Here is a 19,589-nt window from a genome sequence, read left to right as displayed (position 1 = left end):
GTTTGAAGTCTGCCTTCATTTTAAAAAAAGGGGTAATGAAAGCATGACTATTTCATCGCAAATGATTGAACAAACGAATAAATTTGGTGCAAACAACTATAACCCACTTCCAATAGTAGTATCTGAAGCAGAGGGTGTTTGGGTAAAAGATCCTGAAGGTAACAAATATATGGATATGCTTTCTGCTTATTCGGCAGTAAACCAAGGGCATCGTCATCCGAAGATTATTCAAGCGTTAAAAGATCAAGCGGATCGTGTAACTCTAACTTCTCGTGCTTTCCACAATGACCAATTAGGTCCATGGTATGAAAAAGTTAGTGAGTTAACAGGTAAAGACATGGTCTTACCAATGAATACTGGAGCAGAAGCAGTTGAAACAGCATTTAAAGCAGCTCGTAGATGGGCATATGATGTAAAAGGTGTAGCAGCTGACCAAGCAGAGGTAATTGCTTGTAATGGAAACTTCCACGGTCGTACTATGGGAGCGGTTTCACTTTCATCTGATCCTGAATACAAAAGAGGATTTGGCCCAATGCTTCCAGGTATTAAGTTAATACCTTATGGTGATTTAGAAGCGTTGAAAGCTGTAATTACTCCTAACACGGCAGCATTTATAATTGAACCAATTCAAGGGGAAGCTGGAATTATCATTCCACCTGCTGGATTCATGAAGGCAGCGCTTGAATTATGTCGCGAGAATAATGTTTTATTTATCGCGGATGAAATCCAAGCTGGTCTTTGCCGTACTGGTAAAATGTTCGCATCTGAATGGGAAGATATAGATCCAGATATGTATATACTAGGAAAAGCATTAGGTGGTGGAGTTTTCCCAATCTCATGTATCGTTGCAAACAAAGAAATTCTAAGTGTATTTAATCCGGGATCTCATGGGTCTACATTTGGTGGTAACCCAATGGCATGTGCGGTTTCAATCGCAGCGTTAGACGTGTTGATAGATGAAAAATTAGCGGATCGCTCCCTAGAACTAGGTAATTACTTTATGGATGCATTGAAAGAAATTAAACATTCTTCTATTAAAGAAGTACGCGGTCGTGGTTTGTTTATTGGAATGGAATTAACAGAAGACGCACGCCCATTCTGTGAAGAGCTTAAAGAATTAGGCTTATTATGTAAGGAAACACATGATACAGTAATTCGTTTTGCTCCACCTCTAATCATTTCAAAAGAAGAGTTAGATTGGGCAATTGAAAGAATCCAGAAAGTATTCAATAAATAATAATTTTTAGACAAATATCAACAATTCTATGTTACAATGGTTCCGAAGAAATTATTAAATATTAAAGAGGCGAAAATATAAAATGGCTGAAAATTTAAACCTGTTTACATCAACTCAGGCTGTAATTAAAGAGGCTCTGAACAAACTTGGTTATGACGAAGCAATGTATGACCTTTTGAAAGAACCACTAAGGATGCTAGAAGTTCGAATTCCAGTACGCATGGATGACAATACAGTAAAGGTATTCACTGGATACCGTTCACAGCATAATGATGCTGTTGGACCTACAAAAGGTGGAGTACGTTTTCATCCAGGTGTAACACCTGATGAAATGAAAGCTTTATCTATGTGGATGACATTAAAAGCTGGTATTGTGGACCTTCCTTATGGTGGAGGTAAAGGTGGAGTTATTTGTGATCCGCGCGAAATGTCAATGGGAGAAATTGAACGTCTAAGCCGTGGATATGTACGTGCGGTAGGACAAATCGTTGGACCGACAAAAGATATTCCTGCTCCAGACGTATTTACAAATGCTCAAATCATGGCATGGATGATGGATGAATATAGTCGTATGGACCAATTCAATTCACCAGGCTTTATCACTGGTAAACCACTTGTACTTGGTGGTTCACAAGGACGCGACCGTGCGACTGCTCAAGGTGTTACTATTATTATCAATGAAGCTGCAAAAAAACGTGATATTGATATGCAAGGAGCGCGCGTTGTTATTCAAGGTTTTGGTAATGCAGGAAGCTTCTTAGCTAAGTTTTTGAGTGATCAAGGTGCAAAAGTTATTGCTATTTCCGATGCTTACGGAGCTTTACATGATCCTAATGGTTTAGATATTGACTATCTATTGGATCGTCGTGATAGCTTTGGTACTGTAACAACTCTATTTGAAAATACGATTTCTAACCAAGAGTTATTAGAATTAGATTGTGATATTTTAGTTCCAGCTGCTATTGAGAACCAAATTACTGCTGAAAACGCTCATAATATTAAAGCGAAGATCGTAGTAGAGGCTGCCAATGGACCAACTACAACAGAAGGTACAAAAATTCTTTATGATAGAGGAATTCTATTAGTTCCTGATGTTTTAGCAAGTGCTGGTGGTGTAACAGTTTCTTACTTTGAATGGGTTCAAAATAACCAAGGTTATTACTGGACTGAAGAAGAAGTAGATGAGAAACTAGTGAAGAAAATGGTAGATGCATTCGCAAATATCTATGAAGTGGCATCCACTCGTAATATCGATATGCGTTTAGCTGCTTACATGGTAGGTGTACGTAAAACTGCGGAAGCGTCACGTTTCCGTGGGTGGGTATAATTTAATTGAAGTACTAGTAAGGTGAACCGCTTGTTTTTTACAAGCGGTTTTTTTATTATTAAGAAAGTATGGAAAGAGGAGGATGTCAAATGAATGCATTTTCATTTTATAACCCTGTAAAATTGATATTTGGTAAAGATCAACTATCAAAGTTAAAAGGGGAATTATCATTATACGGAAAGAAAGTCCTTGTTGTTTACGGCGGGGGTAGTATCAAGAAAAATGGTTTATATGATAGCGTTATGACTGAATTAAAAGAAACAGGAATGGAAGTTTTTGAACTTGCAGGGGTGGAACCAAACCCTAGACTATCCACAGCTAGAAAGGGAGCAGAGATCTGTAAAAAAGAAGGCATTGATGTTTTGCTAGCAGTTGGTGGAGGTTCCGTAATTGATTGTACGAAACTTATCGCAGTTGCAGCTAAATACGACGGTGATGCTTGGGACTTTGTTTCACGTAAAGCGGTTCCACAAGAAGCTTTACCTTTTGGAACTATTTTAACTCTTGCAGCAACCGGTTCAGAGATGAATTCTGGATCTGTTATTACTAATGAAGAAACTCTAGAGAAGTATGGATGGGGAAGTCCTTTAGTTTATCCTAAATTCTCTATTTTGGATCCAGTAAACACGTTCACTGTTCCTCTTGATCAAACGGTTTATGGAATAGTGGATATGATGTCTCATATGTTCGAACAATATTATAACAATGCGACAAATACACCAGTTCAAGATGAAATGATAGAAGGTACTCTTCGTACAGTAATAGAAGTAGGACCAAAACTCATAGAAGACCTTACAAACTATCAGCACCGTGAAACTATTCTATTTGCAGGTACATTAGGGTTAAATGGCTTCCTACAAATGGGGTACAACGGGGACTGGGCAAGTCATAATTTAGAACATGCCATTTCAGCAGTTTATGACATTCCACACGGTGGAGGATTAGCTATCGTTTTCCCTAGATGGATGCGTCATAATGTAAAAGTAAATCCTCAGCGTTTTGCTAAGCTTGCAATTAATGTCTTTAACGTGAATTCTGAAGGTAAATCAGTAGAAGAAGTAGCGTATGAAGGAATTGATCGCTTAGAAGCGTTTTGGAAGTCATTGAAAGCACCTTCTACATTAGGTGATTACAATATAGATGAAAGCAAGATCGATTTGATGGTAGAAAAAGCAATGGTTTATGGAGAATATGGTAATTTCCATAAGTTAAATGCAGAAGATACAAAAACAATTTTAACAGCTTGTCTATAATAGTAAGAAATAAGAAAACCACATGGCAAATTCGTCATGTGGTTTTCTTATTAATATTGTTTTCGATAACACTAATCACGTGTTTTTAACACGGTACGTTGATCTCGATGTTCAGTCCACGTTCTGATTCCGTCATCTTCATCAAAGGAGATTGTAATATCTGTTACTCCTTGTTGATTTAAAATAAGTTCTTTTATTTTATCCTGAATATCGTCCACCTCGGCGAAAGAATATTGAGGATCTATCTCAATAATTATTTCCACATGGAGATATTCACCTTCTTTTATAACTTCAAGCTTTTGAATATCCTTTACATGCGGGTTCTCAGATACAATATGAGCAATATGAGTGAGCATTTGTTCATCTGTTTCCCCTAGTGCGCCTCGAGCGTTATCTAAGAATACTTTCCCTACTACATAGAACATCATAATACCGATCATAATAGAAGCTATACCTTCTGCTTGTAAAAAACCAGTAAAGTGGGAAATTAAAACTGCCACAAACGCTAATATTCCTCCTGCTGTTGCTACTAAGTCCTCCATAAAAACAAGCTTTGTTGCAGGTTTAGCTCTCTTTAAGTGAGTAAAGCTTGTTGTTAATGGAGAAAAGGCGGTTCCTTTAATCCCGACTTCATGCAAAATCTCTTTTCCTGCTTTATATAAGACGGCAAATTCCAAAATTATGGCAATAGCAAGTACGCTTAGGGTAATGGCAACACCTGTAGATTCAGTAGGGTGTTGAATATGGTGCCAACCTTCTATAATTGTTTCATAAGATAAAATTCCGACAATAATTACAGCGCCTAAGCAAACGAGGTTTACTAAGCGTCCAAAACCATTTGGAAATCTTGGCGTAGGGGCTTTCTTAGATAAGGATGACCCGATATAAACAAAGAATTGGTTTGCTGCATCGCCAATGGAGTGCATCATCTCTGCAAACATAGCTACATTTCCTGTAAAGAAAAACGCACCACCTTTTAAAATTGCAATAATTGTATTTACAACTGCTGCTAATAATGAAGGCTTATTACCACCTTTTAACAACCTAAATAATTCTCCCATATGATTACTCCTTTTTAAATAGATTCTACATCTACCGATTCGATAAATTTTTGTTTTTTAATGGTAGCGTAAAATTCTGCAGTATTTTTCTTAGTGATTATTGATAACCTCATATTCATTTCATGTTTAATTGTATTATTGTCTAAAGTGACGTCTTTAATGCGAATACTTTCTATATAAACACCGCTTCCTTGTAAATAGTCATATACTTTGGGAATGCTTTCTGGATTTCTTACCACAACTGTTAGAGATAGCTCCTTGGATCTCAGCCGTTTTGGACCTACTTTTGTGAGAAGGGGAGGGATTAACTCAATTCCTATTATTACAATAATTACACTGAGAGCGGATTCCATATAAAATCCAGCACCTACAGCTATACCTATTCCGCCAGCTCCCCAAATCATAGCTGCGGTTGTTAAACCAGTTATAGTATCATTTCCTTTACGGAGTATAACTCCTGCACCGAGAAAACCTATACCGCTTACTATTTGTGCTGCCAAACGCAAAGGATCCATTGTAATATTTATAGCATCATTCGGAATGGCGGTGTAAGCTGCTTCTATTGATATATAAGTAAGGAGACAACTGAATGTTGCAATCACTATACTTGTCTTTAATCCAATAGGTTTCTTTTTTAGTTCCCTTTCTATACCTATTATTAAACTTAATAATGCAGCAAAGATTAATTTAAATGTAATTTCAGTATAATCATCCAAGTAGTTTACCCATTCCATCAATAACTCCTCCTTTATTCTTTATGGGGCTTGAAGATATTTTACAAATCGATTTAATCTAAGAAGGACATTAAATATGGAGATCTGTAGAGTTATAATTTGTACTTAAGGTGGATGCACTTGAAACTAAAAGCATAGTAGTAGATTGGGAGATTTCTTGTTATCTCCTATTATAAGTATAGAAGATGTTAAAATAAAGTTCTGACGTATGTATCAATTTCTAACTTATTTCATTATTGCTTTAGAGTGATCTCTATTAGTCAAACTAATATTTGAAATCACGCTGATTGGATTTGCTATATAGGTTTGGAAGTCTTTTATGAACGAAATAAGAAGGCTAGATTTCTCATGAGTTATCCTGGAAGAACTTATTAAGTGATTGTAAGAGCGCGACAATTCAAGAGTTTAATAGATATTAAAGTTTTTTTCACATAAAGGGTTGCTTTTTCTTTCTAGACGATGTATATTAATACTTGTCCTTCGGAACGAGATACAAACAACTTAAAAAAGTTTTAAAAAAGTGTTTGACATCAAATCTGAAATAAGTTATACTAATAAAGTCGTCAAAACGACGCGAACAACATGAACATTGAAAACTGAACATGCAAAACGTTAAGAAACATAGCTTTCAACTAACTTGTTAGGATGATAGCGAAACAATTTTGGACATCATTTAATGATGATGCCAGCAAAACAAAATGAGCTTTTAAACTAGTTCTAATTTGTTCGCTTTCAATGTGCTCTGCATACTGGAAGTGAACTATTATGGAGAGTTTGATCCTGGCTCAGGACGAACGCTGGCGGCATGCCTAATACATGCAAGTCGAGCGAATGACGAAGAAGCTTGCTTCTTCTGATTTAGCGGCGGACGGGTGAGTAACACGTGGGCAACCTGCCCTGTAGATTGGGATAACTCCGGGAAACCGGGGCTAATACCGAATAATCCATTTCCTCACATGGGGAGATGTTAAAAGACGGTTTCGGCTGTCACTACAGGATGGGCCCGCGGCGCATTAGCTAGTTGGTGAGGTAACGGCTCACCAAGGCGACGATGCGTAGCCGACCTGAGAGGGTGATCGGCCACACTGGGACTGAGACACGGCCCAGACTCCTACGGGAGGCAGCAGTAGGGAATCTTCCACAATGGACGAAAGTCTGATGGAGCAATGCCGCGTGAGTGAAGAAGGTTTTCGGATCGTAAAACTCTGTTGTGAGGGAAGAACAAGTACGAGAGTAACTGCTCGTACCTTGACGGTACCTCATTAGAAAGCCACGGCTAACTACGTGCCAGCAGCCGCGGTAATACGTAGGTGGCAAGCGTTGTCCGGAATTATTGGGCGTAAAGCGCGCGCAGGCGGTCCTTTAAGTCTGATGTGAAATCCCACGGCTCAACCGTGGAAGGTCATTGGAAACTGGGGGACTTGAGTACAGAAGAGGAAAGCGGAATTCCAAGTGTAGCGGTGAAATGCGTAGAGATTTGGAGGAACACCAGTGGCGAAGGCGGCTTTCTGGTCTGTAACTGACGCTGAGGCGCGAAAGCGTGGGGAGCAAACAGGATTAGATACCCTGGTAGTCCACGCCGTAAACGATGAGTGCTAAGTGTTAGGGGGTTTCCGCCCCTTAGTGCTGCAGCTAACGCATTAAGCACTCCGCCTGGGGAGTACGGTCGCAAGACTGAAACTCAAAGGAATTGACGGGGGCCCGCACAAGCGGTGGAGCATGTGGTTTAATTCGAAGCAACGCGAAGAACCTTACCAGGTCTTGACATCCCGCTGACCGGCCTAGAGATAGGCTTTTCCCTTCGGGGACAGCGGTGACAGGTGGTGCATGGTTGTCGTCAGCTCGTGTCGTGAGATGTTGGGTTAAGTCCCGCAACGAGCGCAACCCTTGATCTTAGTTGCCAGCATTCAGTTGGGCACTCTAAGGTGACTGCCGGTGATAAACCGGAGGAAGGTGGGGATGACGTCAAATCATCATGCCCCTTATGACCTGGGCTACACACGTGCTACAATGGACGGTACAGAGGGTCGCAACCCCGCGAGGGTGAGCAAATCCCATAAAACCGTTCTCAGTTCGGATTGTAGGCTGCAACTCGCCTACATGAAGCCGGAATCGCTAGTAATCGTGGATCAGCATGCCACGGTGAATACGTTCCCGGGCCTTGTACACACCGCCCGTCACACCACGAGAGTTTGTAACACCCGAAGTCGGTGGGGTAACCCTTACGGGAGCCAGCCGCCGAAGGTGGGACAGATGATTGGGGTGAAGTCGTAACAAGGTAGCCGTATCGGAAGGTGCGGCTGGATCACCTCCTTTCTAAGGATAATATCGGAATACGAATCTTTATTCGTATCTTAACGTTTTGCAGTTCAGTTTTGAATGTTCATTTTATATGAAGATTCAACGCTTGTTCTTTGAAAACTGGATAAAACGACATTGAAACAATAAACAACAAGAAATTCTGTTGTGATTATTTACGTAATCACAACGTGTAAGACTTTTTAACTTTTAGGTTAAGTTAATAAGGGCGCACGGTGAATGCCTTGGCACTAGGAGTCGACGAAGGACGGCACTAACACCGATATGCTTCGGGGAGCTGTAAGTGAGCTTTGATCCGGAGATTTCCGAATGGGGAAACCCACTGTTCGTAATGGAGCAGTACATTTGCGTGAATACATAGCGCATCTGAGACACACCCAGGGAACTGAAACATCTAAGTACCTGGAGGAAGAGAAAGAAAATTCGATTCCCTGAGTAGCGGCGAGCGAAACGGGAATAGCCCAAACCAAAAGGCTTGCCTTTTGGGGTTGTAGGACACTCTACATAGAGTTACAAAGGAATGAGTTAGACGAAGCGATCTGGAAAGGTCCGCAGGATAGGGTAAAAGCCCCGTAGTCTAAAATTCATTCTCTCTTGAGTGTATCCTGAGTACGGCGGAACACGTGAAATTCCGTCGGAATCTGGGAGGACCATCTCCCAAGGCTAAATACTACCTAGTGACCGATAGTGAACCAGTACCGTGAGGGAAAGGTGAAAAGCACCCCGGAAGGGGAGTGAAATAGATCCTGAAACCGTGTGCCTACAAGTAGTTAGAGCCCGTTAATGGGTGATAGCGTGCCTTTTGTAGAATGAACCGGCGAGTTACGATCCCATGCAAGGTTAAGTCGAGAAGACGGAGCCGCAGCGAAAGCGAGTCTGAATAGGGCGAATGAGTATGTGGTCGTAGACCCGAAACCAGGTGATCTACCCATGTCCAGGATGAAGGTAAGGTAACACTTACTGGAGGTCCGAACCCACGCACGTTGAAAAGTGCGGGGATGAGGTGTGGGTAGCGGAGAAATTCCAATCGAACCTGGAGATAGCTGGTTCTCTCCGAAATAGCTTTAGGGCTAGCCTCAAACGTTAGAATCTTGGAGGTAGAGCACTGTTTGGACTAGGGGCCCATCCCGGGTTACCGAATTCAGACAAACTCCGAATGCCAATGATTTATGTTTGGGAGTCAGACTGCGAGTGATAAGATCCGTAGTCAAGAGGGAAACAGCCCAGACCACCAGCTAAGGTCCCAAAGTATTTGTTAAGTGGAAAAGGATGTGGCGTTGCTTAGACAACCAGGATGTTGGCTTAGAAGCAGCCATCATTTAAAGAGTGCGTAATAGCTCACTGGTCGAGTGACGCTGCGCCGAAAATGTATCGGGGCTAAACAAATCACCGAAGCTGTGGATTGATACCTTTGGTATCAGTGGTAGGAGAGCGTTCTAAGGGCGTTGAAGTCAGACCGGAAGGACTGGTGGAGCGCTTAGAAGTGAGAATGCCGGTATGAGTAGCGAAAGACGGGTGAGAATCCCGTCCACCGTATGACTAAGGTTTCCTGAGGAAGGCTCGTCCGCTCAGGGTTAGTCGGGACCTAAGCCGAGGCCGATAGGCGTAGGCGATGGATAACAGGTTGATATTCCTGTACCACCAAACCACCGTTTGAGTAATGGGGGGACGCAGAAGGATAGGGTAAGCATGCTGTTGGTTATGCATGTCCAAGCAGTAAGGTGTGAATGTAGGCAAATCCGCATTCTTTAACATTGAGCTGTGATGGCGAGGACGTATGTCTAGAGTTCCTGATTTCACACTGCCAAGAAAAGCCTCTAGCGAGGTGAAAGGTGCCCGTACCGCAAACCGACACAGGTAGTCGAGGAGAGAATCCTAAGGTGAGCGAGAGAACTCTCGTTAAGGAACTCGGCAAAATGACCCCGTAACTTCGGGAGAAGGGGTGCTCTTTTGGGTTCATAGCCTAGAAGAGCCGCAGTGAATAGGCCCAGGCGACTGTTTAGCAAAAACACAGGTCTATGCAAAACCGTAAGGTGAAGTATATGGGCTGACGCCTGCCCGGTGCTGGAAGGTTAAGAGGAGTGCTTAGCGCAAGCGAAGGTGCGAATTGAAGCCCCAGTAAACGGCGGCCGTAACTATAACGGTCCTAAGGTAGCGAAATTCCTTGTCGGGTAAGTTCCGACCCGCACGAAAGGCGTAACGATCTGGGCACTGTCTCAACGAGAGACTCGGTGAAATTATAGTACCTGTGAAGATGCAGGTTACCCGCGACAGGACGGAAAGACCCCGTGGAGCTTTACTATAGCTTGATATTGAATTTTGGTGCAACTTGTACAGGATAGGCAGGAGCCTTAGAGCCCGGAGCGCCAGCTTCGGAGGAGGCGTCGGTGGGATACTGCCCTGGTTGTATTGAAATTCTAACCCATACCCGTAACCCGGGTAGGAGACAGTGTCAGGCGGGTAGTTTGACTGGGGCGGTCGCCTCCTAAAGTGTAACGGAGGCGCCCAAAGGTTCCCTCAGAATGGTTGGAAATCATTCGAAGAGTGTAAAGGCAGAAGGGAGCTTGACTGCGAGACCTACAAGTCGAGCAGGGTCGAAAGACGGGCTTAGTGATCCGGTGGTTCCGCATGGAAGGGCCATCGCTCAACGGATAAAAGCTACCCCGGGGATAACAGGCTTATCTCCCCCAAGAGTCCACATCGACGGGGAGGTTTGGCACCTCGATGTCGGCTCATCGCATCCTGGGGCTGTAGTCGGTCCCAAGGGTTGGGCTGTTCGCCCATTAAAGCGGTACGCGAGCTGGGTTCAGAACGTCGTGAGACAGTTCGGTCCCTATCCGTCGTGGGCGTAGGAAATTTGAGAGGAGCTGTCCTTAGTACGAGAGGACCGGGATGGACACACCGCTGGTGTACCAGTTGTTCTGCCAAGAGCATCGCTGGGTAGCTATGTGTGGACGGGATAAGTGCTGAAAGCATCTAAGCACGAAGCCCCCCTCAAGATGAGATTTCCCATTACGCAAGTAAGTAAGATCCCTCAAAGACGATGAGGTAGATAGGTTCGGGGTGGAAGCGTGGCGACACGTGCAGCTGACGAATACTAATCGATCGAGGACTTAACCAAATTTGTTTAACGTAACAATGTCGTTTATCCAGTTTTGAAAGAATAAAATTTTTTTAAAATAACTCTTGTAATATTCTACAGAGTTGGTATAATAAAACTTGTCTTTCAATAATTATTCAAGTCTAGTGATGATGGCGAAGAGGTCACACCCGTTCCCATACCGAACACGGAAGTTAAGCTCTTCAGCGCCGATGGTAGTTGGGGGTTTCCCCCTGTGAGAGTAGGACGTCGCTGGGCTTGCAATAAATACATAACTTACCCAGGAGGATTAGCTCAGCTGGGAGAGCATCTGCCTTACAAGCAGAGGGTCGGCGGTTCGAGCCCGTCATCCTCCACCATATATTTACTCCTGCCGGAGTAGCTCAACTGGTAGAGCAACTGACTTGTAATCAGTAGGTTGAGGGTTCAAGTCCTTTCTCCGGCACCATTTTCCGAGCCATTAGCTCAGTTGGTAGAGCATCTGACTTTTAATCAGAGGGTCGTAGGTTCGAATCCTACATGGCTCATCACTTTTTCAGTGAATTATGTATGCGGGTGTGGCGGAACTGGCAGACGCACTAGACTTAGGATCTAGCGCCGCAAGGCGTGGGGGTTCGACTCCCTTCACCCGCACCATTTAATTTAATAACCGAGCGGAAGTAGTTCAGTGGTAGAACACCACCTTGCCAAGGTGGGGGTCGCGAGTTCGAACCTCGTCTTCCGCTCCAAAGATTCACTAAAGTGCCGGGGTGGCGGAACTGGCAGACGCACAGGACTTAAAATCCTGCGGTAGGTGACTACCGTACCGGTTCGATTCCGGTCCTCGGCACCACTTTTTTGAAACATTGCGCTCGTAGCTCAATTGGATAGAGCACTTGACTACGAATCAAGAGGTTGCAGGTTCGAGTCCTGCCGAGCGCACCATATAACGGGAAGTAGCTCAGCTTGGTAGAGCACTTGGTTTGGGACCAAGGGGTCGCAGGTTCGAATCCTGTCTTCCCGACCAGTTATTATTTATGGGGCCTTAGCTCAGCTGGGAGAGCGCCTGCCTTGCACGCAGGAGGTCAGCGGTTCGATCCCGCTAGGCTCCACCATTTATAAATTAGTTTGAAAATCATGGCGGTGTAGCTCAGTTGGCTAGAGCACTCGGTTCATACCCGAAAGGTCGTGGGTTCGACTCCCTCTGCCGCCATCTTAAGGACCTTTAGCTCAGTTGGTTAGAGCAGACGGCTCATAACCGTCCGGTCGCAGGTTCGAGTCCTGCAAGGTCCACCAACAATGTCTTGGAGGAATACCCAAGTTCGGCTGAAGGGATCGGTCTTGAAAACCGACAGGCGGGTCATACCGCGCGGGGGTTCGAATCCCTCTTCCTCCTCCATTTTTATCTTATTGTTTGTGGAAGTAATAATAATCCTTAAGTATTTTATTGTCGCGGGGTGGAGCAGTGGTAGCTCGTCGGGCTCATAACCCGAAGGTCGCAGGTTCAAATCCTGTCCCCGCAACCAAATGGTCCCGTGGTGTAGCGGTTAACATGCCTGCCTGTCACGCAGGAGATCGCCGGTTCGATCCCGGTCGGGACCGCCATTTATTTAATAATATTAATACATATCAATTGTAAATATAGCCTAAACAATTAGCTTTTATTTTAAGATTGAAGAGGCTCAGTAGCTCAGTCGGTAGAGCAAAGGACTGAAAATCCTTGTGTCGGCGGTTCGATTCCGTCCTGAGCCACCATTTAATGCGGGTGTAGTTTAGTGGTAAAACCTCAGCCTTCCAAGCTGATGATGAGAGTTCGATTCTCTTCACCCGCTCCAAAATAATGGGCCTATAGCTCAGCTGGTTAGAGCGCACGCCTGATAAGCGTGAGGTCGATGGTTCGAGTCCATTTAGGCCCACCATTATTCCGAAGTAGCTCAGTGGTAGAGCAATCGACTGTTAATCGATCGGTCGTAGGTTCGAGTCCTACCTTCGGAGCCATATATGGGGAAGTACTCAAGTGGCTGAAGAGGCGCCCCTGCTAAGGGTGTAGATCGGGCAACCGGTGCGAGGGTTCAAATCCCTCCTTCTCCGCCATATATAGGCCCCTTGGTCAAGCGGTTAAGACACCGCCCTTTCACGGCGGTAACACGGGTTCGAATCCCGTAGGGGTCATACTCAAAAAAAGGTAACCAATCATTGGTTACCTTTTTTTATTGTACTAGAAAAAGATATTACTAAAAAAGATCCTGCGCAGGCTTAAATGTTTGATTGGTTAGAGTATTGATCTTCTGTGAAAATAGAGAGTGGTTTATACACGGAAAGCGTAAGAACTGTTTAAAACAATAAAAGTTATGGAAGCTATACGATGTATTCCTGGTAATACTTTCTTCAAAAGACACCATGCCTTTATAGAGACTAACTTTCGATACAGAAATATGTTCACATTATCTAGATTTTGTAGCACTGAAAGAATATAAAATTTGCACGGGATAATAAAAACAGATGAGCAGCTAAATAATCTGCTCATCTGTTTTTATTTTATCCTTATAAATAATAGCCAATCAATAGACCTAATCCTAAAAGGAATACAAAAATCGTATTCGTAAGTGCGGTGTCTTTCATAGCAGGCGCAACCTGAACTGGATTTTCTGTTTGTTTAAATAATTTTATGGCATGTATAGGTTTTTTCAAACTCAATAAAACTAATAAACTCCATGGAGTGATTATTTGTAAAACTACTAAACCTATAATCCATAGGTAAGACAAAACAAAATAGGAAGCTAGAATTGTAATTGCTGTTTTCCGACCAACTAATATAGCCATCGTTTTTCGTCCGCCTATTGTGTCTTCTACTAAATCGCGAATATTATTAGATAGCATGATTGCTGCTACTAGCAGAGCACTTGGTACAGATAACAATACAGCGAATAAAGGCACTGAACCAACTTGAATATAAACTGCAATTAAAACAATAAGCATCCCCATAAATAACCCACTGAAAAGCTCACCAAAGGGAGTACTAGAAATAGGGTAAGGTCCCCCAGTATAGAAATATCCCACTGCCATAGAAATTGCACCGACTATTAATAATAGCCAAGAGCTTTCATAACAAATATAGATACCTAATATAGCAGCTATTACATATAGCAATAGAGCTAGTTGCATTACCGTTTTGGGTTTTACACCATTCCTAACAATTGCCCCACCAATACCGACCGATTCCTCGCTATCGAGACCTCGTACAAAATCATAATACTCATTAAACATATTTGTAGCAGCTTGTATCAGTAGACAAGCTAATAACATAGCAATAAACAATAGCCAATCAATATTTGCCTCGTATAGGGCAATCATTGTACCAAGAAAAACTGGTGCAAATGAGGCAGTTAGGGTATGTGGTCTTGTCAGTTTCCACCATACGCGCCAGCCCTTGTCAGCTTGAAATTCGTGTGACATATTTTTTCTCTCCTTTAAAAGAATCCAATATCAATTTTAACATAAATTTATAGCTAAATGTGTGCTGAAATGTGTAGAAAGATGTATGATTAAAGGTAGAGTAAATTAGTTAACCTAGATAAAAGAGTAGTTACTAAACGGAGGTCATATTTATGCCGAAAACCACCGGTACCATTAATACAAAATACCGTTTTTATACGGAAACAATAGAAGTATCGAGATTATCTGCACAAGCTTTTTTTGAAGCAGGGGATGAATTATATAAAGGGAAACGTTATTTTTGGCAAAACAAAGAGAAGACATTGACCTTAGTTGGATTGGGACATGCTCATACTATTACAAATAACTTAGAAGATAATAGATATAAGGATATTGATACAAAATGGAAGGAACTTTGCCAGTCATCATTAAAGGAAAAAGCGGATGTATCTCCTATCCTATTTGGCGGCTTTGCTTTCGATCCAAAAAACAAGATTTCTTCGGAATGGGATACATTTCCTTCTGCATTCTTTGTCGTGTCTACGTTTCAGCTAGTTATCCAACATGATCAGGCATTCGTGAACATTCACTATATTACGGACGAAGCAAAGAGTACGGAAACGTTTGAACTGTTACGTATAGAAAGAGATGCGTTAATACACACTGCTCAAGTAAAAGAGTTAAGGGTACATGAAAAACCGTCCTTGATCAAACGAGAAGACCGCTTGAAGAACGAGTATTTACATGCTGTAGAGGATGTAACGAAGAGAATTCGAAAAGATGAAGTCCAAAAAGTAGTTATAGCTAGATCACTTAAACTGACATTTGCTGATACTTTCTCACCAGCAACAGCAATATATAATGCTTCCATGGAGCAACCTGAAAGTTATCTATTTGGATTAGAAAATGGAGAGAAAATCTTTTTTGGTGCAACACCAGAGCGACTTGTTAAAGTAGAAAATGACAAAGCCCAATCTGCTGGACTTGCCGGTTCTACGAGAAGAGGAAAGCATTCTCTTGAGGATAAGGAGCTTGGAGAGGCATTATTATCAGATCCCAAAAATTTAGGTGAGCATAAATATGTAGTGGAAATGATTAAAAAAGTATTCATGCAATATTGTGAAGACGTCAAAGTACCCACTAGACCAAAGCTTATGAAAATTAGAGATATTCAACATTTATATTCTCCGATTGAAGGAAGTCTGAAAAAGAATTCATCGCTTTTTGAGCTAGTACAGGCTTTACATCCTACTCCAGCACTAGGTGGGGAGCCACGCCAGGATGCGATTAAGATTATTCGCGAATCGGAACAGATGAATCGTGGGTATTATGCTGCTCCAATTGGCTGGATAAACGCTGAAGGAGACGGGGAGTTCGCTGTTGGAATACGTTCTGCTTTAGTAGAAAATGAACACGCCTATTTATATGCAGGTGGCGGAATCGTTGCCGAATCATCCTCCATAGAGGAATTTGAAGAAACACGAGTGAAGTTCCGTCCAATGCTTCGAACACTTGGAGGAAATATGAATGACTAACATCGAGTATTTAACATCTTATGTAAATCACTTTGTAGAAACAATTAGACAGGCAGGTGTTCAGGACATAGTGATGTGTCCTGGTTCAAGGTCAACTCCTCTGGCATATGCATTTGCCAAAAGTGAGGGTTTTCAATTTTATAGACAAATAGATGAACGTTCCGCCGGTTACTTTGCTCTTGGCATTGCGAAAGCTAAGAAAACTCCAGTTGTGCTTTTATGTACTTCTGGAACCGCTGCTGCAAACTTTTTTCCGGCTATTGTAGAAGCGTATTATGCTCGTGTACCGCTATTAGTTGTTACAGCTGATCGTCCACATGAACTTAGAGAAGTGGGAGCACCTCAAGCAATAGACCAGCTTCATCTATATGGAAAGCATGTTAAATGGGCAGTAGACTTTCCTCTACCAGAATCAGAAGCAAATTTAGCGTTTGTAGAGCGTCATATTCAGCGTGCAGTGTCTACTTCCAAAACTGCTCCGATGGGACCTGTTCATATTAACGTACCATTCCGTGAGCCGTTATTACTTGATATGGAACAGCCATTACCAACAATGAACATACATGTACCCGAGATTGGAAAGTTAGCACCAAGTGAAGAATTTTTAGTGTGGTATAAAGATTTGCTTCAAAATGAAGTAAGAGGAATATTTATCGTAGGAGATTCTCTTCAAACTACTGATGGTTTTTGGGAATTTGCAAAAATGGTACAATGGCCAGTTCTAGTTGATCCGTTATCGAATTTACGCACATCTATACCTGCGGATTGCATGGATTTATGTATTGATCAATACGATGCCATTCTGAAAAACAAGTCCTTTCAAGAGATGGCTGTTCCAAATGTCGTAATTCGTTTTGGAGCACAACCAGTTTCTAAACCACTTATGCTTTATTTAAAAGAGTGTAAGCCTACGGTATTTATGGTTGTCGACGAAAGTCCACTTTTCCGTGATTCACTTCATATTGCTACGCATCATGTACAAGTGGATGCTGAATCACTATGGCTAAAAACAGATACAAAGTCTTCTTCTACATACACGGATTGCTGGACTCAAGCAAATAATATAGCGACTGCTCATGTGAACAGCTATATGGAACATGAAACAGATGAAGGTGCATTAGCAGGTTTGTTGTTTGAAGCACTACCAGATAAGTCATATTTATTTGCTAGTAGTAGTATGCCAATACGAGACCTTGATACCTTTTTCAATAAAACCCAAAAGGATATTCAACTCTACGCAAACAGAGGAACGAATGGAATAGACGGGGTAGTTTCTTCCGCACTTGGAGTTCAAGCAGCACTAAATCGTCCTGGTTATTTATTGATTGGAGATTTAGCGTTTTTACATGATCTGAATGGTTTGATAGTTAGTCGGTTCCACCATTCTGATATGACGATTATTGTTATGAATAATGACGGCGGAGGAATTTTCTCTTATCTCCCTCAATCTACAGAAACCAATTATTTTGAGCATTTATTTGGTACTCCGACAGGTTTAGAGTTTTCCAATATAGCCACTATGTATAATGCTCAGTACAATGCAGTTCACTCGAAGGAAGATTTTAAAGAAGCTTTAGCCGAAGAAAAGACGAAGGATATTCGTATTATCGAAGTATTCACGAATAGACAAGTAAATACAGAGACACATCGAAAATTATGGGCTGCGATTTCGAAGGAGCTGGATTCGGTTTGGAAAGTATAAGAGTCAATATCCGAGGAATTGATATTCATATCAACAGATATAATAAGGGTGCAAATGAAAAAATTGTTTTTTTGCATGGATTTACGGGGTCTACACATAGTTGGGATGAAGTAATTTCACATCTACCCAGTACATTTGATCTCCTTGCAATTGATCTTATAGGACATGGGGGGACTTCTAAACCTATGGATTCAGGTCGTTATTCAGCAGAGGAGCAGATAAAAGATTTGCATGCATTATTTCAACAGCTTCAGTGGAATAATTTTACGCTTGTTGGTTATTCAATGGGTGGTAGGTTAGCTCTAGCCTATGCAAGTCAGTACTCTGTAAAAAGACTAATTTTAGAAAGTAGTTCTCCCGGACTTATAGGAATAGAAGAACGCACCAATAGAAAACAATCCGATGAGCAGCTTGCTAATCGAATATTGGAAGAAGGGCTTGTATCTTTTGTAGATTTTTGGGAAAGAATACCTTTGTTTCAATCCCAAAGAAAGTTATCCTTGGAGAAACAGCAGCTTATACGACAAGAGCGACTAGCAGGGACTGAAATTGGTTTGGCAAATAGTTTACGTGGATTTGGCACTGGAGTGCAACCTTCTTATTGGGAAAAGCTTGATGAGGTTGTTACACCTACATTTTTTATAACAGGCGAGTTAGATGAAAAATTTAGTAATCTAGCGAAAAAGATGAAAAACTACTTTCCAAACGCTGCCCATACAGAAGTTAGGAATGTAGGCCATGCAATTCATGTGGAAAATCCTGAATTGTTTGCTACAATAGTAAAGGATATTATTTTAAAGGAGGATGTAAGATGACTCGTGAATGGACAACATTACATACATATGAAGATATTAAGTATGAGTTTTTTAACGGAATTGCTAAAGTAACTATTAACCGTCCTGAGGTGCGTAATGCATTTCGCCCTAAAACAGTAATGGAAATGATTGACGCATTTTCTCGTGCTCGTGACGATAAAAATGTAGGTGTCATTATTTTAACAGGTGAAGGTGAGCATGCATTCTGTTCAGGCGGAGACCAAAAAGTACGTGGACATGGTGGATACGTTGGAGAAGACGAGATTCCACGCTTAAACGTACTAGACTTACAACGCCTAATCCGTGTAATACCTAAACCGGTTGTCGCAATGGTAGCTGGTTATGCAATTGGTGGCGGACATGTTCTACATGTTGTTTGTGATTTAACAATTGCAGCGGACAATGCTAGATTTGGACAAACTGGTCCTAAAGTTGGATCATTTGATGCTGGTTATGGTTCTGGCTATTTGGCACGTATTATTGGACATAAAAAAGCGCGTGAAATTTGGTATTTATGTCGTCAATACGATGCACAGCAAGCTCTTGATATGGGCTTAGTCAATACAGTAGTTCCATATGAACAGTTAGAGGATGAAACTGTTCAGTGGTGTTCAGAAATGCTAGAAATGAGTCCAACAGCACTTCGCTTCTTAAAAGCTGCGATGAATGCAGATACGGATGGTTTAGCAGGGCTTCAACAATTAGCAGGTGACGCAACACTGCTTTACTATACAACGGATGAAGCCAAAGAAGGTCGAGATGCATTTAAAGAAAAACGTAAACCAGATTTTGGTCAATTCCCACGTTTTCCGTGATTAGTGAATGACGAGTACAAAAAAGCTATCCTTTATGGGATAGCTTTTTTACTAGATAAGCAAGTATATAAAAATACAGCATAAACAATGGTTTTACAGAACTATTAAGAAAGAGTAATACTACTGATTTCCGTTATATGTGGTCGCTTTCCGCGGGCGAGGTCGAGCCTTCTCAGTCAGGCTCTCCGCTTCTTCCCTGCGGGGTCTCAACTTTCTCGCTTATCCCGGCTAGATTTCACTAAAATCAATTAAGTGAGTAGTACTCCACGATAATATT

The 19,589-nt window shown here is 41.9% G+C and carries 10 protein-coding genes, 20 tRNA genes and 3 rRNA genes; 30 read left to right on the top strand and 3 right to left on the bottom strand.

What is annotated here, in order from left to right; translation table 11 throughout:
- Nucleotides 1–43: 43 nt before the first annotated feature.
- The 3 genes from MKX39_RS13015 to MKX39_RS13005 all read left to right on the top strand — a co-directional run bounded on the left by MKX39_RS13015 (nucleotide 44) and on the right by MKX39_RS13005 (nucleotide 3,817).
- The gene (locus MKX39_RS13015) at nucleotides 44–1,237 is read left to right on the top strand and encodes an ornithine--oxo-acid transaminase (RefSeq protein WP_340769778.1); all 1,194 of its coding nucleotides are present in this window, start codon (nucleotides 44–46) and stop codon (nucleotides 1,235–1,237) included.
- 82 nt (nucleotides 1,238–1,319) lie between these two features.
- Entirely contained in the window at nucleotides 1,320–2,564 is a 1,245-nt protein-coding gene (locus tag MKX39_RS13010; RefSeq protein WP_093537812.1) for a Glu/Leu/Phe/Val family dehydrogenase, read from the top strand.
- Between the two features lie 89 nt (nucleotides 2,565–2,653).
- Nucleotides 2,654–3,817: an iron-containing alcohol dehydrogenase gene (locus tag MKX39_RS13005; protein WP_340769777.1), complete on the top strand. Its 1,164-nt coding sequence runs from the start codon at nucleotides 2,654–2,656 to the stop codon at nucleotides 3,815–3,817.
- Between the two features lie 71 nt (nucleotides 3,818–3,888).
- Here MKX39_RS13005 and MKX39_RS13000 read toward each other — a convergent pair whose 3' ends face one another.
- A complete protein-coding gene (locus MKX39_RS13000; protein ID WP_093537814.1) occupies nucleotides 3,889–4,878 on the bottom strand; it encodes a cation diffusion facilitator family transporter in 990 nt (329 codons plus the stop codon).
- Nucleotides 4,879–4,892: 14 nt separating this feature from the next.
- The gene (locus tag MKX39_RS12995; RefSeq protein WP_093537815.1) at nucleotides 4,893–5,612 is read right to left on the bottom strand and encodes an MgtC/SapB family protein; all 720 of its coding nucleotides are present in this window, start codon (nucleotides 5,610–5,612) and stop codon (nucleotides 4,893–4,895) included.
- Between the two features lie 762 nt (nucleotides 5,613–6,374).
- Here MKX39_RS12995 and MKX39_RS12990 point away from each other — a divergent pair.
- From MKX39_RS12990 to MKX39_RS12880, 23 genes are all read left to right on the top strand, one after another.
- Nucleotides 6,375–7,928 (top strand): 16S ribosomal RNA (locus MKX39_RS12990).
- Nucleotides 7,929–8,123: 195 nt separating this feature from the next.
- A 23S ribosomal RNA gene (locus MKX39_RS12985) occupies nucleotides 8,124–11,052 on the top strand.
- 121 nt (nucleotides 11,053–11,173) lie between these two features.
- Nucleotides 11,174–11,289 (top strand): 5S ribosomal RNA (rrf, locus tag MKX39_RS12980).
- The 16S, 23S and 5S rRNA genes sit together here with 20 tRNA genes alongside, the layout of an rRNA operon.
- A gap of 25 nt (nucleotides 11,290–11,314) precedes the next feature.
- Nucleotides 11,315–11,390 (top strand) — tRNA-Val (locus tag MKX39_RS12975).
- Between the two features lie 13 nt (nucleotides 11,391–11,403).
- A tRNA-Thr gene (locus MKX39_RS12970) sits at nucleotides 11,404–11,479 on the top strand.
- 6 nt (nucleotides 11,480–11,485) lie between these two features.
- A tRNA-Lys gene (locus MKX39_RS12965) sits at nucleotides 11,486–11,558 on the top strand.
- Nucleotides 11,559–11,582: 24 nt separating this feature from the next.
- Nucleotides 11,583–11,667 (top strand) — tRNA-Leu (locus MKX39_RS12960).
- 17 nt (nucleotides 11,668–11,684) lie between these two features.
- Nucleotides 11,685–11,759 (top strand) — tRNA-Gly (locus MKX39_RS12955).
- A 15-nt stretch (nucleotides 11,760–11,774) separates the two neighbouring features.
- Nucleotides 11,775–11,863: transfer RNA gene (locus MKX39_RS12950), tRNA-Leu, on the top strand.
- A 15-nt stretch (nucleotides 11,864–11,878) separates the two neighbouring features.
- A tRNA-Arg gene (locus MKX39_RS12945) sits at nucleotides 11,879–11,955 on the top strand.
- Nucleotides 11,956–11,960: 5 nt separating this feature from the next.
- A tRNA-Pro gene (locus MKX39_RS12940) sits at nucleotides 11,961–12,037 on the top strand.
- A gap of 12 nt (nucleotides 12,038–12,049) precedes the next feature.
- Nucleotides 12,050–12,125, top strand: a tRNA-Ala gene (locus MKX39_RS12935).
- Nucleotides 12,126–12,149: 24 nt separating this feature from the next.
- Nucleotides 12,150–12,223, top strand: a tRNA-Met gene (locus MKX39_RS12930).
- A gap of 6 nt (nucleotides 12,224–12,229) precedes the next feature.
- A tRNA-Ile gene (locus MKX39_RS12925) sits at nucleotides 12,230–12,306 on the top strand.
- Between the two features lie 10 nt (nucleotides 12,307–12,316).
- Nucleotides 12,317–12,409: transfer RNA gene (locus MKX39_RS12920), tRNA-Ser, on the top strand.
- 52 nt (nucleotides 12,410–12,461) lie between these two features.
- Nucleotides 12,462–12,536, top strand: a tRNA-Met gene (locus tag MKX39_RS12915).
- Nucleotides 12,537–12,539: 3 nt separating this feature from the next.
- Nucleotides 12,540–12,615 (top strand) — tRNA-Asp (locus MKX39_RS12910).
- Between the two features lie 74 nt (nucleotides 12,616–12,689).
- Nucleotides 12,690–12,765, top strand: a tRNA-Phe gene (locus tag MKX39_RS12905).
- Between the two features lie 6 nt (nucleotides 12,766–12,771).
- Nucleotides 12,772–12,845 (top strand) — tRNA-Gly (locus tag MKX39_RS12900).
- Nucleotides 12,846–12,852: 7 nt separating this feature from the next.
- A tRNA-Ile gene (locus MKX39_RS12895) sits at nucleotides 12,853–12,929 on the top strand.
- Between the two features lie 4 nt (nucleotides 12,930–12,933).
- Nucleotides 12,934–13,008: transfer RNA gene (locus tag MKX39_RS12890), tRNA-Asn, on the top strand.
- Between the two features lie 5 nt (nucleotides 13,009–13,013).
- Nucleotides 13,014–13,104, top strand: a tRNA-Ser gene (locus MKX39_RS12885).
- A 6-nt stretch (nucleotides 13,105–13,110) separates the two neighbouring features.
- Nucleotides 13,111–13,182, top strand: a tRNA-Glu gene (locus MKX39_RS12880).
- A 372-nt stretch (nucleotides 13,183–13,554) separates the two neighbouring features.
- On the opposite strand, the gene MKX39_RS12875 is transcribed toward MKX39_RS12880, so the two are convergent.
- Nucleotides 13,555–14,466 carry a 1,4-dihydroxy-2-naphthoate polyprenyltransferase gene (locus tag MKX39_RS12875; protein ID WP_340769776.1) on the bottom strand — a complete coding sequence of 304 codons (912 nt, stop codon included), beginning with the start codon at nucleotides 14,464–14,466 and terminating at the stop codon, nucleotides 13,555–13,557.
- A gap of 152 nt (nucleotides 14,467–14,618) precedes the next feature.
- Here MKX39_RS12875 and MKX39_RS12870 point away from each other — a divergent pair, with 152 nt between their 5' ends.
- From MKX39_RS12870 to menB, 4 genes are read left to right on the top strand one after another with little or no spacing between them, the layout of a single operon-like run.
- On the top strand, nucleotides 14,619–15,980 hold the full coding sequence (locus MKX39_RS12870; RefSeq protein ID WP_340763023.1) for an isochorismate synthase: 1,362 nt from the start codon (nucleotides 14,619–14,621) through the stop codon (nucleotides 15,978–15,980).
- Nucleotides 15,973–17,682, top strand: a complete 1,710-nt coding sequence (gene menD, locus MKX39_RS12865; protein WP_340769775.1) for a 2-succinyl-5-enolpyruvyl-6-hydroxy-3-cyclohexene-1-carboxylic-acid synthase — start codon at nucleotides 15,973–15,975, stop codon at nucleotides 17,680–17,682. Before MKX39_RS12870 ends, menD begins: the two co-directional genes overlap by 8 nt.
- Nucleotides 17,670–18,497 (top strand): 2-succinyl-6-hydroxy-2,4-cyclohexadiene-1-carboxylate synthase, encoded by an 828-nt coding sequence (gene menH, locus MKX39_RS12860; RefSeq protein WP_340769774.1) that lies wholly within the window; start codon nucleotides 17,670–17,672, stop codon nucleotides 18,495–18,497. The genes menD and menH overlap by 13 nt, the downstream gene beginning before the upstream one ends.
- Nucleotides 18,494–19,312 (top strand): 1,4-dihydroxy-2-naphthoyl-CoA synthase, encoded by an 819-nt coding sequence (gene menB, locus MKX39_RS12855; protein WP_093536780.1) that lies wholly within the window; start codon nucleotides 18,494–18,496, stop codon nucleotides 19,310–19,312. Before menH ends, menB begins: the two co-directional genes overlap by 4 nt.
- Nucleotides 19,313–19,589 lie beyond the last annotated feature (277 nt).

It is taken from the genome of Psychrobacillus sp. FSL K6-1464, from assembly GCF_038003145.1.
Classification (GTDB): domain Bacteria; phylum Bacillota; class Bacilli; order Bacillales_A; family Planococcaceae; genus Psychrobacillus; species Psychrobacillus psychrotolerans.
The sequence above is the reverse complement of the archived record's forward strand: the minus strand, read 5'-3'. Positions and strand labels throughout refer to the sequence as shown.

Coding starts and splice junctions, on each gene's coding strand:
- MKX39_RS13015 (WP_340769778.1), top strand. CDS start 44: ATGACTATTTCATCGCAAATGATTGAACAAACGAATAAATTTGGTGCA.
- MKX39_RS13010 (WP_093537812.1), top strand. CDS start 1,320: ATGGCTGAAAATTTAAACCTGTTTACATCAACTCAGGCTGTAATTAAA.
- MKX39_RS13005 (WP_340769777.1), top strand. CDS start 2,654: ATGAATGCATTTTCATTTTATAACCCTGTAAAATTGATATTTGGTAAA.
- MKX39_RS13000 (WP_093537814.1), bottom strand. CDS start 4,878: ATGGGAGAATTATTTAGGTTGTTAAAAGGTGGTAATAAGCCTTCATTA.
- MKX39_RS12995 (WP_093537815.1), bottom strand. CDS start 5,612: ATGGAATGGGTAAACTACTTGGATGATTATACTGAAATTACATTTAAA.
- MKX39_RS12875 (WP_340769776.1), bottom strand. CDS start 14,466: ATGTCACACGAATTTCAAGCTGACAAGGGCTGGCGCGTATGGTGGAAA.
- MKX39_RS12870 (WP_340763023.1), top strand. CDS start 14,619: ATGCCGAAAACCACCGGTACCATTAATACAAAATACCGTTTTTATACG.
- menD (WP_340769775.1), top strand. CDS start 15,973: ATGACTAACATCGAGTATTTAACATCTTATGTAAATCACTTTGTAGAA.
- menB (WP_093536780.1), top strand. CDS start 18,494: ATGACTCGTGAATGGACAACATTACATACATATGAAGATATTAAGTAT.